This window comes from Pluralibacter sp., assembly GCF_019237635.1.
Lineage (GTDB): Bacteria > Pseudomonadota > Gammaproteobacteria > Enterobacterales > Enterobacteriaceae > Enterobacter_B.
In genome coordinates this window covers 22,083-35,583 of sequence record NZ_JAFAGS010000120.1, presented here as the reverse complement: position 1 = coordinate 35,583, position 13,501 = coordinate 22,083, and the positions used below count along the sequence as shown (strand labels likewise).

14 protein-coding genes are annotated in these 13,501 nt (G+C 57.5%); 7 read left to right on the top strand and 7 right to left on the bottom strand.

Annotated features, from left to right (window positions below):
- Both JO226_RS13945 and arsC read left to right on the top strand, forming a co-directional pair.
- The coding region (locus JO226_RS13945) for a hypothetical protein (RefSeq protein ID WP_293593098.1) at window positions 1-197 on the top strand (197 nt) is incomplete at its 5' end.
- Window positions 198-262: 65 nt separating this feature from the next.
- Window positions 263-619, top strand: coding sequence for an arsenate reductase (glutaredoxin) (gene arsC, locus JO226_RS13940; protein ID WP_293593096.1), 357 nt, complete (start codon window positions 263-265; stop codon window positions 617-619).
- Here the strand turns inward: arsC and JO226_RS13935 are convergent.
- Entirely contained in the window at window positions 616-1,440 is an 825-nt protein-coding gene (locus JO226_RS13935) for a helix-turn-helix domain-containing protein (protein WP_293593094.1), read from the bottom strand. The two genes, arsC and JO226_RS13935, sit on opposite strands and share 4 nt — an antisense overlap.
- Before the next feature lie 155 nt (window positions 1,441-1,595).
- Here JO226_RS13935 and celB point away from each other — a divergent pair, with 155 nt between their 5' ends.
- From celB to JO226_RS13920, 3 genes are read left to right on the top strand one after another with little or no spacing between them, the layout of a single operon-like run.
- Window positions 1,596-2,912: a PTS cellobiose transporter subunit IIC gene (gene celB, locus JO226_RS13930; RefSeq protein WP_293593092.1), complete on the top strand. Its 1,317-nt coding sequence runs from the start codon at window positions 1,596-1,598 to the stop codon at window positions 2,910-2,912.
- A gap of 3 nt (window positions 2,913-2,915) precedes the next feature.
- The gene (locus JO226_RS13925; protein ID WP_293593107.1) at window positions 2,916-3,869 is read left to right on the top strand and encodes a N(4)-(beta-N-acetylglucosaminyl)-L-asparaginase; all 954 of its coding nucleotides are present in this window, start codon (window positions 2,916-2,918) and stop codon (window positions 3,867-3,869) included.
- 3 nt (window positions 3,870-3,872) lie between these two features.
- A complete protein-coding gene (locus tag JO226_RS13920) occupies window positions 3,873-5,315 on the top strand; it encodes a M17 family metallopeptidase (protein WP_293593090.1) in 1,443 nt (480 codons plus the stop codon).
- A gap of 9 nt (window positions 5,316-5,324) precedes the next feature.
- Here the strand turns inward: JO226_RS13920 and JO226_RS13915 are convergent, their stop codons facing one another.
- The 4 genes from JO226_RS13915 to JO226_RS13900 all read right to left on the bottom strand — a co-directional run bounded on the left by JO226_RS13915 (window position 5,325) and on the right by JO226_RS13900 (window position 9,724).
- Window positions 5,325-6,026, bottom strand: coding sequence for a DnaA inactivator Hda (locus JO226_RS13915; protein WP_293593106.1), 702 nt, complete (start codon window positions 6,024-6,026; stop codon window positions 5,325-5,327).
- A 93-nt stretch (window positions 6,027-6,119) separates the two neighbouring features.
- Window positions 6,120-7,409 (bottom strand): uracil permease, encoded by a 1,290-nt coding sequence (gene uraA / locus JO226_RS13910; protein WP_293593088.1) that lies wholly within the window; start codon window positions 7,407-7,409, stop codon window positions 6,120-6,122.
- 78 nt (window positions 7,410-7,487) lie between these two features.
- Window positions 7,488-8,114 (bottom strand): uracil phosphoribosyltransferase, encoded by a 627-nt coding sequence (gene upp / locus JO226_RS13905; RefSeq protein ID WP_293593087.1) that lies wholly within the window; start codon window positions 8,112-8,114, stop codon window positions 7,488-7,490.
- 179 nt (window positions 8,115-8,293) lie between these two features.
- On the bottom strand, window positions 8,294-9,724 hold the full coding sequence (locus tag JO226_RS13900) for a 6-phospho-beta-glucosidase (RefSeq protein WP_293593085.1): 1,431 nt from the start codon (window positions 9,722-9,724) through the stop codon (window positions 8,294-8,296).
- A 332-nt stretch (window positions 9,725-10,056) separates the two neighbouring features.
- Between JO226_RS13900 and purM the strand changes: the two genes are divergently transcribed.
- Window positions 10,057-11,094, top strand: coding sequence for a phosphoribosylformylglycinamidine cyclo-ligase (purM, locus tag JO226_RS13895; RefSeq protein WP_293593083.1), 1,038 nt, complete (start codon window positions 10,057-10,059; stop codon window positions 11,092-11,094).
- Window positions 11,094-11,735, top strand: coding sequence for a phosphoribosylglycinamide formyltransferase (gene purN, locus JO226_RS13890; protein WP_293593082.1), 642 nt, complete (start codon window positions 11,094-11,096; stop codon window positions 11,733-11,735). Before purM ends, purN begins: the two co-directional genes overlap by 1 nt.
- A 12-nt stretch (window positions 11,736-11,747) precedes the next feature.
- On the opposite strand, the gene JO226_RS13885 is transcribed toward purN, so the two are convergent.
- On the bottom strand, window positions 11,748-12,032 hold the full coding sequence (locus tag JO226_RS13885) for a SemiSWEET family sugar transporter (protein WP_293593080.1): 285 nt from the start codon (window positions 12,030-12,032) through the stop codon (window positions 11,748-11,750).
- Window positions 12,025-13,380, bottom strand: a complete 1,356-nt coding sequence (locus JO226_RS13880) for a glycosyl hydrolase family 28 protein (protein ID WP_293593078.1) — start codon at window positions 13,378-13,380, stop codon at window positions 12,025-12,027. Before JO226_RS13880 ends, JO226_RS13885 begins: the two co-directional genes overlap by 8 nt.
- Between the last annotated feature and the right edge of the window lie 121 nt (window positions 13,381-13,501).

Below are 13,501 nucleotides of genomic sequence, written 5' to 3'. Positions count from 1 at the left end.
CGAGACTTTCCCCAGCAAGAAAACTAACAGAGGCCACATTAGTTACTGAGCCAACTGTGTACTCAGCCACATCAATAAAAGATTTTGAAATCAATCCATTGGAGCAAACCACTATGGCTATGTTCATCACTCCTCCTCAATCTGACTATCAGCAGATACGACACGCAAAGAACAATAAACAACTAAAACAATATTAATATGTTTGTTTTTATTTGTTTGTGAGGATTATCTCATTCTTTAAATCCACCTGACAGACAACCTGATGAGTCATGCGGTAACGATTTACCACAACCCGCGCTGCTCCAGGGGCCGCGAAACCTTAGGTCTGTTGAAGGAAAAAGGCGTCGAGCCTGAGGTGGTGCTGTATCTGGACACGCCGCCGGATGCCGCCGCACTGACGTCGCTGCTGAAGATGCTGGGCATGGTCAGCGAGCGCGAACTGATGCGCAAAAAAGAAGATCTGTATCAGACGCTGAACCTGGCCGACGACACGCTGAGCGAAGCGGCGTTGATTCAGGCGCTGGTCGACAACCCGAAACTGATTGAACGCCCGATCGTGGTCAGCCACGGTAAAGCGCGTATCGGCCGCCCACCCGAGCAGGTTCTCGACATCCTTTAATCCTCGCGCCGCAGCGCCTGAAGAAAGGCCTGCGGCGTACGCTCGCCGAGTTTTTTCTGCGCCTTACCGGTATTCCACAGGCAGCACAGCCGCTGCGCCAGCGCGTCGGGTTCCCCCGCCGACGGGATTATCATGCGCAATGGCTCGCTGAGTGAAATCACCGTCGGCGACGCGCCTTCACGGGGATGAAGCGCCACGCCCTCCGGACTTATCGCGAACCATTTTACAGGCTCTGTCTCAATACATTGGATAGCAACCGGACAGCACGCCCTGGCCTCAGAAAACCAGTTCAGCACCAGCGCCTGCGAAATACCGCTATAGACGCGGGCATAGCACCACCCGCTGACCGGCTCCCGCGCCCACAGCAGATGATGGTCGCCGCCGTCGTCCATTCCCAGCGACAGCAACCGGTAATGCAGGGCCAGCGTGTTGACCGCCCTGCCCGCTTTCAGCGCTTTCATCCCCTGCAGGCCAGGCTCGCCGGGGCGCTGATGCGCCGGTCGCAGATAGCGGTTCAGCGTGGCTCGCGAAACCGGAATGCCCAGCCCTTCCGTCACCAGAAACAGCAACTCATCCAGCGGCGCCCGCAGCGTATCACGCAGCGCGTTCACCAATGCTACCTGCTCCTGTCTCATCGCTTTGTGTACCACATGCGGCGTGGTATGACGGTCGGCAATCTGTTCACGATTGCGCCAGCGACGCACGGTCGTGACGGAAATGCCCAGCTCCTTTGCCAATTCACGGTCGCTTTTATCCGATTGTTGCAGGTAGCGTCGAATCCGCGGCGTGGTGGTGGCATTGGCATGCAGCTTAATTTCCATCGCATCTCTCCGGCATGAAATAAAACCAATCACATAAGACTTATGTAATTACAAACAATACATTGTGACCGATTTCACCTTTCAATCACCCTGTTTCACTAATAATCCGTATACATAACACACAATAACCATGCCGATCTCGTACGGAGCTCACAATGAACAATGTTCTGGGATTTCTTGAAGCCAAACTGATGCCGCTGGCGGCAAAGACTGCACAGCAGCGTCACCTGGGCGCGATTCGCGGCGCCTACGTTTCATTCATGCCATTCATTATTGTCGGATCGATCCTGTTGGTCATTTCCTCGTTTCCGAACCAGACCTACCAGCAGTTTATGTCTCACACCTTTGGGAACAGCTGGAGCGCGATCGTCGAGATCCCGTTCAATGCGGTATTCTCCACCATGTCGCTGTTTATCAGTTTTCTGGTGGCCTACCGTCTGGCGGAACATTATGCCGATGACCGCGTCTCCTGCGGCATCCTCTCGCTGGTCTGTTTTCTGATCCTCACGCCGTTTCTCAAGATTGCGGAAAACGGCGGCATCACCGTGATGCCGGTCGAGTGGATAGGCACCAAAGGCCTGTTCGTATCAATGATAGGCTCGCTGATCTGGACGGAACTGTTCTGCTGGCTGAAGCGCAAAAAGCTGGTCATCAAAATGCCCGACGGCGTTCCGCCAGCGGTGCAGGAATCCTTCGCCGCGCTGATCCCGGCGCTGCTGGTGATGATCCTGGCGCTGGTTATCCGCATCGCATTTGAAAACACCCACTACCAGACCATTCACCAGTTCATTTATGACGTGGTCGCCACACCGATACGCCATTACGGCACCTCTTATTTCGGCGCGCTGATGACGGTGTTCAGCATCACTATTCTGTGGTCGGTCGGTATCAACTCCGGCTCGATGGTTAACGGCATCATCCGTCCGCTGTGGATGGAAAACCAGACCGACAACATCGCCGCCATTCAGGCTGGCGTCACCCCGCCGCACATTATTACCGAACAGTTTTTTGACATGATCTGGATGGGCGGCGCGGGCGCCACGCTCTCGCTGGTCATCGCGATGCTGATTTTCGCCCGCAGTAAAAACATGCGCGAGGTGGCGCGTCTGGGAGCCGGTGCGTCGCTGTTCAATATCAATGAACCAATTCTGTTCGGCCTGCCGGTCATCATGAACCCGATTATGCTGATCCCGTTCAATCTGGTGCCGCTGGTGCTGGTGACGGTGCAGTATGTCGCCATGAAGGTGGGCGTCGTCGCGGTGACGACCGGGGTATTCATTCCCTGGACGCTGCCGCCCGTTATCAGCGGGTTTATCGTTACCGGTCATTTATCCGGTAGCCTGATGCAAATCATCAATTTACTGATTGGCGCGATGCTGTATCTGCCCTTTATGCGCATCGTCGACAAACAGTACCGTGCGGCGGAAACCGCCACGCAAAGCGAGATCAACACGCTGGCAAAACAGGAGTAAATGATGTGGGGAATTATTGCAACCTGGCGGATGGCGCTGGAAGGCGTTAGCGAATCCGCGTCCGCGCTGGCGGCAGGGAAAGCGGCATCGATATCGGTGGTCGATGCGGTTGCAGCCGTTGAAGACTTTCCGCTGTACAAATCCGTCGGCTTTGGCGGACTGCCGACGGAGAACGGCGAGGTGGAGCTGGATGCCGCCTTTATGGACGGCGACACCCTCGCCTTCGGCGCGGTGGGCAACCTGGTGGATATCGCCAACCCGGTCAGGGTCGCCCATGCCCTTAGCCGCCAGCGCTATAACTGTCTGCTGGTCGGCCAGGGGGCGCGGGAATGGGCGCTGGAGCAGGGTTTTAGCGAAAAGACTATGCTGACCGAACGCGCGATGCAGCACTACCGCAAACGCTGCCGGGAGACGCTCGATAAAGGTCTGAGCCCGTACGACGGTCACGATACGGTGGGAATTATCGGCCTCGACCGCCATGGTTCGATGAGCGTAGCTACCTCCACCAGCGGCCTGTTTATGAAAAAACGCGGCCGTATCGGCGATTCGCCCATTATGGGTTCCGGCTTCTACTGCGACAGCGAGGTCGGGGCCGCCACCGCTACCGGCGTCGGTGAAGACCTGATGAAAGGCTGCGCCAGCTATGAAATCGTTCGCCGTATGGCGGGCGGAATGAGCCCGCAACAGGCCGCCGATTCCGTGGTCAGCGAGCTGGAAGACAAGCTGATGTCACGCTTTGGCCGCGCCGGGGATCTCTCGGTCGTGTGCATGAACCGCCGCGGCGAATTCGGCGCCGCCACCAACATCAAAACCTTCTCCTTTGTGGTGGCGAGCGAAACGCAGCCGCTGACCGTGTTCCGCGCCGACCGTCTGCGCGAAAAGACCCACTATGTCCCGGTGGATGATGAATGGATGCAGGCCTACGCCGCGCGCATTCGCGCCCCGATTGAGGAATAAGCCATGGAATACCGTCTGATTACCCGTCTGGCTGAACAACCGCAGCCCGCACATCTCATTAGCTGGCCCGGCAGCCCGCTGCTGGCGGAGGTAGACTGCCCGGCACTTGCCGACATGACAGCCCGTGCCGCAGCGGGCGACATCGCCGATACGCAGTTCGCCTGCGCGCCCTTCGCCCGCATCACGCTGATTCCCGCCACCGCCTGGCAGGATGCGCTCACCGATACGCTGCTCAGCCACCTGCGCCCGCTGTTCGCCGCCCCGGCAAGCCCACAGGTGTTGCTGGACTGCACCCGGCTGGAGAACGACTGTGTGCTGGCGAAGACGCTGCGCTTTTTTTTCAATCTCGATCATCAGTTGACTGACCTGGGACTGAAAAACCAGGTCTCGCCGACCACGCGTGTAATGCAGTTAACCGGCTATTGCCAGCCCCTGGCGCTGGCTGACCTGACGGCAACTTTCCGCCTGCAGAAGGCCATAGCGCACGGTATGCTCGCCGCCCGCAGGTTGGCGGATATCCCGTCCGAACAGTGCACGCCACCGTTTGTAGTGGAAGAAGCGCAGCGTCTGTGTGCCGACTGGCCTTCGCTTCGCTGCGAGGTGCTCGACGAACGCGACATCGCGCAGCAGGGGTTGGGTCTGCTGCACGCGGTCGGCAAAGGGGCCTCCCGCCCACCGCGACTGTTGGCTATTCACTACGACGGGCGAGATGACGGCCCGGTTCGCAGCTACGTGGGCAAAGGCATTACCTTTGATACCGGCGGACTGTGGCTAAAAGAGGGGGCTGGCATGTACACCATGAAGTACGACATGTGCGGCGCCGCCAACGTGCTCGGACTGATGCTCAGCATCGCCCGTCTCGCCCTGCCGGTGCGGGTCATGGGGGTACTGGCGCTGGCGGAAAACGCCATTGGCCCTGAGGCGATGCAGCCGGGGAGCGTGGCCCGTGCCTGCAACGGCATGACGGTGGAAATCAACAATACCGATGCCGAAGGACGGCTGGTGCTGGCGGACGCCATCGCCTGGGCGGCTAAGCGACATCCGCAGACCCGCTTTATTATCGATCTGGCGACGCTGACCGGCGCGGTGGTAAAAGCGCTCGGCTATGAGCTCAACGGGCTGATGACCGAGAATGAAGCGCTACGCGCTACCCTTACCGCTGCGGGCATCGTCAGCGGCGATGAGGTATGGTCGCTGCCGCTGGATAAACGGCTGAAGAAACAGACCGACAGCGCCATTGCCGACCTGTGCAATACGCCGGGCAATAACGCCGCCATCAGCGCCTCCGCCGCCTGGCTGCTGCATCATTTCTGCCCGCCGGACATCCCGTGGGCGCACCTGGACGTCAGCGGCACCGCGCTGTGGCGGGAAAATGGCAGAAGCGTAGCCTCGGGCAGACCGATCCCGCTGCTGATGCAGCATTTGCTCGCTGATATTGCGGATTAATGGCGCTGGCTACAGCTTCAGAATCTCTTTGACGAACGGAATGGTCAGTTTGCGCTGGGCGGTAATCGACGCCCTGTCGAGCTGATCGAGCGTCTGGAACAGCGAGCGCATTTCACGATCGAGTCGCTTTAGCAGAAAACGACAGACGTCCTCCGGCATCTCAAAACCGCGCAGGCGCGCTCTTAGCTGTAGCGCCTGCAGCTTGTCCTCGTCAGAGAGCGGCTGCAGCTTGTAGATTTGTCCCCAGTCGAGACGCGAGGCAAGATCCGCCAGCCCCAGATTCAGCTGCCGCGGCGGGCGATCGCCGGTAATCAGCAGGCGGGTTTTGCCTGATTCAAGGATCCGGTTGTAGAGGTTGAAGATCCCCATCTCCCAAGGCTCGTCGCCCGCGATGCATTCAATATTATCGATACACACCAGCGCCAGATGCTCCATCCCTTCCAGTACCTCAGGTACAAACCACGTGCGCTTATCCAGCGGCACATAGCCCACGGCGTCACCGCGCTGCGAAAGCTCAGCACAGGCGGCATGCAGCAAATGGCTACGGCCCGCGCCTTCACGCGACCATAAATAGATGTAACCGCTATGATCCTGACGCAGCATCGTTTGCAGGGCAGCAAGAAGAGAAGGATTATCGCCCGGCCAGAAACTGGTGAAAGTCTCGTCGTCGGGAAGATAGAGTGGCAAAGAGAGCTGTGCCGGTGCGTTCAGAGTAACCTCAACATGGGCTTGCGAAAAACGCACAGAGTGTAACACAAAAAGCGCGGAAGGGAGAACCGGGCGGAGGACCCGCCCGGGGTGGGATCAATGAGACGGCGTCTCACTGTCCTCAGCATCCAGCACCACTTCTTCCGGGCGCAGGACGCTAATCAGTTTGAAGATAAGGCTCAGACAGATACCGACGATAGTCGCCAGCGCCATCCCTTTCAGCTCTGCGGCGCCGATGTGCACCTTCGCGCCGCTGACGCCGATGATCAGGATAACCGAGGTCAGGATCAGGTTCTGCGCTTTGCTGTAGTCCACTTTGGATTCGATCAGCACGCGGATACCCGAGGCGCCAATTACGCCGTACAGCAGCAGCGATACACCGCCCATCACCGGAACCGGGATAATCTGAATAGCCGCCGCCAGCTTACCGATGCAGGAAAGCAGAATCGCGATCACCGCCGCGCCGCCGATAACCCAGGTGCTGTACACGCGGGTGATCGCCATTACGCCGATGTTCTCACCGTAAGTGGTATTCGGCGTGGAACCGAAGAAGCCGGAAATCATGGTAGAGAGACCGTTGGCAAACATCGAACGATGCAGGCCCGGGTCGCGGATCAGATCTTTTTTCACGATGTTCGCGGTAACCACCAGGTGCCCCACGTGCTCGGCGATAACCACCAGCGCCGCTGGCAGGATGGTGAAGATAGCGAACCATTCGAAACGCGGGGTGTAGAAGGTCGGCAGCGCGAACCAGTGCGCCTGCGCGATAGCGGTGGTATCGACCATACCCATGGAGAAAGAGAGCGCATAGCCGACCAGCACGCCGATAAGAATCGGGATAATCGCCAGGAAACCGCGGAACAGCACCGAGCCAAAGACGGTCACTGCCAGCGTCACCAGCGACACGGTGACCACTTTGCCGTCAGCGGCCTGGCCGTCTGCTGGCAGCAAACCCGCCATGTTCGCCGCAACGCCCGCCAGCTCAAGACCAATAACCGCGACGATGGCGCCCATCGCCGCCGGTGGGAACATCACGTCCAGCCAGCCGGTTCCGGCCTTTTTCACAATAAAGGAGACCAGGCAGAACAGCACACCGCACATAATAAAGCCGCCCAGCGCAACCTCATAGCCCAACGGCAGCAACAGCAGAACCGGAGAAATAAAGGCAAAGCTGGAACCCAGGTACGCCGGAATTTTACCTTTGCATATGAACAGATACAGCAGCGTGCCAATGCCGTTAAACAGCAGGACCGTGGCCGGGTTAATATGAAAAAGCACAGGCACCAGCACGGTGGCGCCAAACATGGCGAACAGGTGCTGCAAACTAAGCGGGATGGTCTGCAAAAGCGGCGGTCTTTCACTAACCCCGATAGCACGGCGCGTCATAGTTGTTTCCTTAATCGATTGTTGTGTTTTAGTCAAAAAAAAGCCGACTCTCAAAGTCGGCTCTTTTTAATGAATCACTTATTTAGTACCAAAAATCTTATCGCCAGCATCGCCGAGGCCCGGGATGATGTACCCGTGCTCGTTCAGTCCCTTGTCGATGGAAGCGGTGTAGAGCTCTACATCCGGGTGCGCTTTCTCCAGCGCAGCGATCCCTTCCGGCGCCGCAACCAACACCAGCACTTTAATGCTGTGGCAGCCCGCGTTTTTCAGCAGGTCGATAGTCGCGATCATCGAGCCGCCGGTCGCCAGCATCGGGTCAACCACCAGCGCCATACGCTCGTCAATATTGGAAACCAGCTTCTGGAAGTACGGTACTGGCTCCAGGGTCTCTTCGTTACGGTAAATACCCACGACGCTGATACGCGCGCTCGGCACGTGCTCCAGCACGCCTTCCATCATGCCCAGACCTGCGCGCAGGATCGGCACAACGGTGATTTTCTTACCCTTGATCTGCTCAACTTCTACCGGACCGTTCCAGCCTTCGATGGTCACTTTCTCGGTCGCCAGGTCAGCGGTCGCTTCGTATGTCAGTAAGCTGCCAACTTCTGAGGCGAGTTCACGGAAGCGTTTGGTGCTGATGTCGTGCTCGCGCATCAGGCCCAGCTTGTGTTTAACGAGTGGGTGTTTCACTTCCACGATCTTCATTCTCTTTCTCCTCTGAGGGGCAGCCACAAAAAAAATCGCGGGATTATACCGCTTTTTTTCGTTAACGCCATACCTGTTCTCATTGATGCGGATCAAGCAAAGTGATTAACACTTTGTTACTCGCTCTAAATTAAAGCAAAAATAAACCCCGCCGGGGCGGGGTCGGGTCATCATGGCATTTATAGCGTCTCGCCGTTGCTGTCGATCACCTTCTGATACCAGAAGAACGACTTCTTACGGCTTCGCTCAAGCGTCCCCTGTCCTTCATTGTCTTTATCGACGTAAATGAAGCCGTAGCGTTTTTTCATCTCACCGGTGCCCGCCGACACCAGATCGATACAACCCCACGGCGTATAGCCCATCAGCTCGACGCCATCTTCCACCACCGCTTTTTTCATTTCTCGGATATGCGCGCTCAGGTAGTCGATACGGTACTGGTCATCGACGCTGCCGTCGCTTTCCTGCACATCAATAGCGCCAAAACCGTTTTCCACGATAAACAGCGGCAGCTGATAGTGATCCCAGAACCAGTTCAGCGAATAGCGCAGGCCAACCGGGTCAATCTGCCAGCCCCAGTCTGATTTTTTCACATACGGGTTGGAAACAAGACTCTTTGATTCATCGTAGTCCAGTTGCGGATTATCGGCGGTGGCTTTGGTGGCAAACGACATGTAATAGCTAAAACCGATGTAGTCGACGCAGCCCTGGGCGAGCGCCGCGTGGTCTTGTGCAGTGATATCCAGCGCAAAGCCGCGACGCTCAAAATAGTTCAGCAGATGCTGCGGATACCTGCCGCGCACGTGGACGTCGGTAAACCAGTAGCGGCGATGCATGGCGTTCATCGCCATCATCATATCGTCCGGCGCGCAGGTCAGCGGATAAACAGGACACATCGCTATCATGCAGCCAATCTGCAACGACGGGTTAATCTCCCGTCCCGCCTTCACCGCCAGCGCGCTGGCCACCAGCTCATAGTGCGCCGCCTGGAACATTACCGGCTCGCGATCTTCCCCCTGCCGGTACTTAATGCCGGAGTTGGTAAACGGCGCGAAATCCTCATGGAAGTTCGCCTGGTTATTGATTTCGTTGAAAGTCATCCAGTACTTCACTTTATGCTGGTAGCGTGTGAACACCACCTTCGCAAAGCGCACAAAGAAGTCGATAACCTTACGGTTGCGCCAGCCGCCGTACTCTTTCACCAGATGCCAGGGCATCTCGAAGTGCGACAGCGTAATCACCGGCTCAATACCGTATTTCAGGCACTCATCAAACAGATCGTCGTAGAATTTAAGCCCGGCCTCGTTCGGCTGCAACTCGTCGCCCAGCGGAAAAATACGCGTCCAGGCAATGGAGGTACGAAAGCATTTAAACCCCATTTCCGCAAACAGCGTAATGTCGTCTTTATAACGGTGATAAAAGTCGATGGCCTCATGGTTGGGGTAGTTTTTCCCCGGCAACACGCCGTCGGTAATCTCGCGCGGCACGCCGTGGGCGCCTGCCGTCATCACGTCGGCGACGCTTACGCCTTTACCGCCCTCCTGCCAGCCGCCTTCCAGTTGATGCGCCGCCACCGCGCCGCCCCACAGAAAGCCTTTCCTGAATCCAGACATAGGGTCTCCCTCTTGTATGCTCTAGTGTGCAACCTGCTGATTGAAACGGTAACCCGCGCCCCGCGCCGTTCCGCCGATGCTAAAAACCGCAAATTTCATGAACGTATTCCTGCGGAATCGTCATTCAGAAACCGGTTTCATTAAAATAATGTCTGTTCATTCAGCATGATGCAAGTTGAAGAATGTACCCGGTTTCATTTTCGTGAAGCGCTTCAAAGTTGACCGATTGAAAAGAAAAAAAGATATCCGCCGCCCAGGCTCGCAAACGTTTGCTTTGGCTGTTAGAATGGCGCCGATTTTACTTGCTAACGCAAACGCGTGGAGACTTTGCAGTGACCGACAAAACCTCTCTCAGCTATAAAGACGCCGGTGTTGATATTGACGCGGGTAACGCTCTGGTGGATCGCATCAAGGGCGTGGTGAAGAAAACCCGCCGTCCGGAAGTGATGGGTGGTCTGGGCGGATTCGGCGCCCTGTGCGCGCTGCCGCAAAAATATCGCGAGCCGGTGCTGGTATCCGGTACTGACGGCGTCGGCACCAAGCTGCGTCTGGCAATGGATCTCAAACGTCACGACACCATCGGCATTGACCTGGTCGCCATGTGCGTGAACGACCTGGTCGTACAGGGCGCTGAGCCGCTGTTCTTCCTCGACTACTACGCGACGGGCAAACTGGACGTTGATACCGCAGCCAGCGTAATCAGCGGCATCGCCGAAGGCTGCCTGCAGTCCGGCTGCGCGCTGGTGGGCGGTGAAACCGCAGAAATGCCGGGGATGTACCACGGCGAAGATTACGACGTGGCGGGTTTCTGCGTCGGCGTAGTGGAAAAATCAGAGATTATCGACGGCTCCAGAGTCGCTGACGGCGACGTGCTGGTCGCCCTGGCTTCCAGCGGCCCGCACTCCAACGGCTACTCCCTTGTGCGTAAAATCATCGACGTCAGCGGCTGCGACCCGCAGACGACCGAACTCGACGGCAAACCGTTGGCCGACCACCTGCTGACACCGACCCGCATCTATGTAAAATCCGTGCTTGAGTTGATTGCGCAGGTTGACGTTCACGCTATCGCCCACCTCACCGGCGGCGGCTTCTGGGAAAATATTCCGCGCGTACTGCCGGACAACACCCAGGCGGTGATCGACGAATCTTCCTGGCAGTGGCCGTCCGTCTTTAACTGGTTGCAGAACGCAGGCAACGTCAGCCGCCATGAAATGTACCGTACCTTCAACTGCGGCGTCGGCATGGTGGTCGCTCTGCCAGCCAGCGAAGCGGACAAAGCGATTAACTTACTGAATGAAAAAGGTGAAAACGCGTGGAAAATTGGCTATATCAAAGCCTCTGATTCCGAACAGCGTGTGGTCATCGAATAATGAAAAACATTGTGGTGCTGATTTCCGGTAACGGAAGTAACCTGCAGGCGGTTATTGACGCCTGCAGCCAACAGAAAATCAATGGCACCCTGCGCGCCGTCTTCAGCAACAAGGCCGACGCGTTCGGCCTTGAGCGCGCACGCGACGCCGGTATCCCGGCCCATGCCCTTTCCGCCAGCCAGTTCGCCAGCCGCGAAGCCTTCGACCAGCAACTGGTGCAGGAGATGGACGCTTACGCGCCGGATGTGGTGGTGCTTGCCGGTTATATGCGTATCTTAAGCCCAGCGTTTGTGGCGCACTACCAGGGGCGTCTGCTGAACATCCACCCTTCCCTACTGCCCAAATACCCGGGGCTCCACACTCACCGCCAGGTCCTGGAAAACGGTGATGCCGAGCACGGCACCTCGGTGCATTTCGTCACCGACGAACTGGACGGCGGCCCGGTTATTCTGCAGGCCAAAGTCCCGGTATTTGATGGCGATGACGAAGCGGAAATCACCGCCCGCGTTCAGGCTCAGGAACACGCGATTTACCCGCTGGTCATCAGTTGGTTCGTCGACGGCCGCCTGCAGATGAAAGACGGCAAAGCCTGGCTTGATGGCGACCTGCTGCCCGCCCAGGGCTATGCCGCAGAAGAGTAATCTTTCAACCCCTTACGTCAGTAAGGGGTGTTTTTTGCTGCGTAACGCATCGACGATTTTTAATCCCAGTACCGTACTTGCCAGGATAAGCGTAATACCGTTCGCCACCATTAACGGCACGTCGCCCGAGGCCATACCGTAGAGCAACCAGCACAGTACGCCGAACACAAACACCAGATACATACTGAGTGAAATGGCGCGCGTATCCCTGGTACGCAGAATATGCACCACCTGCAGGGCAAACGACCCCGTGGTACAGCATGCCGCCACCCCGCCTAACCAGGCATAATCAAACATTGCGCGCTTCCTTGCCGTCGTTCTCCAGATAAATCGCCTGCGCATTCCAGCCATGCGGCAACGGCGACGGGCGCGGGTAATCCATATTCAGGAGCGTCAGCCCGGACACGCCCCGGGCATAAAGGACCGGCAGCCCGCCAGGATAGGGTTCCACGCCCCATGCCTGTCCCGTCTGTGGGTTAAGGCACCACGCGTTATCCATGCCCATCCCCGTTGGCGATAATGGGTTACAGGGGGGACGAATGTCATAGTTTCCCTGCTCTCCATGCTCACTCACCCGCTGCGTTATTTGAATACCGTCAAACAGCACGCGGTTAATCCGCCCGGGCGTTTCGCTGTGAAGGTTGATGGCCCCCTCACATTCGCCGGTCATCCCCCGAAACTGAATTTGGCTAATCTCCCCCGGTTCACGCTGAGGGTCCCGCCGACGTGCGGACAGGAATACCGGGTCGGCCTCTCCCCAGTGGCATGCCGGAGCGGTTTCACACTGAAACGAGATGGCGGAAAACACCATTCTCCGCAGACGCCCGCCGTCGCGAGACACCAGGCCAATACCGCGATTTGAGCCAAAAATGGCGCAGTTGCTCACCACGATATCTTCGATATCCTGCCAGGTTTCGGTGCCAATTTTAAACGCGCAGCTTTTTGAACGCAGCGTACAGTTGCTTATCGTCACCTGCCGTACCGGGCGCTGGAGTTCTACGGGTTTCTCCGTGGTCTTCAGGCAGATGGCGTCATCCGCCGCGCTAAAATAGCTGTTGGTGATATGCACCTGTTGGCAGCTGTCGATATCCAGCGCATCGGTATTCGCCATCGTCAGGTCGTTATCCACCGTAATGCCATTGATAAATACCTGCGAGCAGGACACCAGATGAATCGTCCACATCGGCGCATGCCGCACCACGATGTTTTCCAGACGCACCTGTTGGCAGTTTTCCAGCAGGATAATGCGCGGGCGCTGCGCTGCGGGCGTGCGGTATCCCATTTCGTCCGCCGTCGCGGAGAACCAGCCATCCGCGTTGCCGTTAATCATGCCACCGCCGCAGATAGAGATGTTGCAGGCATCCCGGGCATACAAGAAGGCGCGATCGGAGCATTCAGCCCGACTCAACGCCGTTGCCTGGGTAAAATCGCGATAATCATCGCTGACGATGAGCTCAGCCCCCGGCGAAAGCCACAGGCAGGTATTTGAGCCTGCCAGTAGCCCGCCAACATAGTATTTTCCGGCCTCAACCACCAGACGCCCGCCGCCAGCCTGAGCGAGCGCGTCCAGAGCCTGCTGGAAGGCAGCGGTGTCATGGGTAATACCGTCGGCATGAGGGTGCCATTGCGAAAGAAAGAGGTCCATAAGCTTTCCACTGTAGAAACGGAAGGCTATCTGAACACAGGCCTCGCCCGCCTCGTACAGCCAGAGAGGCACAACAGGCGCGTTTTGCCGCGATAATCACAAACGACAGGCAAGCGGCCGA

Coding starts and splice junctions, on each gene's coding strand:
- upp (WP_293593087.1), bottom strand. CDS start 8,114: ATGAAGATCGTGGAAGTGAAACACCCACTCGTTAAACACAAGCTGGGC.
- arsC (WP_293593096.1), top strand. CDS start 263: ATGAGTCATGCGGTAACGATTTACCACAACCCGCGCTGCTCCAGGGGC.
- purN (WP_293593082.1), top strand. CDS start 11,094: ATGAAAAACATTGTGGTGCTGATTTCCGGTAACGGAAGTAACCTGCAG.
- JO226_RS13925 (WP_293593107.1), top strand. CDS start 2,916: ATGTGGGGAATTATTGCAACCTGGCGGATGGCGCTGGAAGGCGTTAGC.
- JO226_RS13920 (WP_293593090.1), top strand. CDS start 3,873: ATGGAATACCGTCTGATTACCCGTCTGGCTGAACAACCGCAGCCCGCA.
- JO226_RS13880 (WP_293593078.1), bottom strand. CDS start 13,380: ATGGACCTCTTTCTTTCGCAATGGCACCCTCATGCCGACGGTATTACC.
- JO226_RS13885 (WP_293593080.1), bottom strand. CDS start 12,032: ATGTTTGATTATGCCTGGTTAGGCGGGGTGGCGGCATGCTGTACCACG.
- uraA (WP_293593088.1), bottom strand. CDS start 7,409: ATGACGCGCCGTGCTATCGGGGTTAGTGAAAGACCGCCGCTTTTGCAG.
- celB (WP_293593092.1), top strand. CDS start 1,596: ATGAACAATGTTCTGGGATTTCTTGAAGCCAAACTGATGCCGCTGGCG.
- JO226_RS13900 (WP_293593085.1), bottom strand. CDS start 9,724: ATGTCTGGATTCAGGAAAGGCTTTCTGTGGGGCGGCGCGGTGGCGGCG.
- JO226_RS13935 (WP_293593094.1), bottom strand. CDS start 1,440: ATGGAAATTAAGCTGCATGCCAATGCCACCACCACGCCGCGGATTCGA.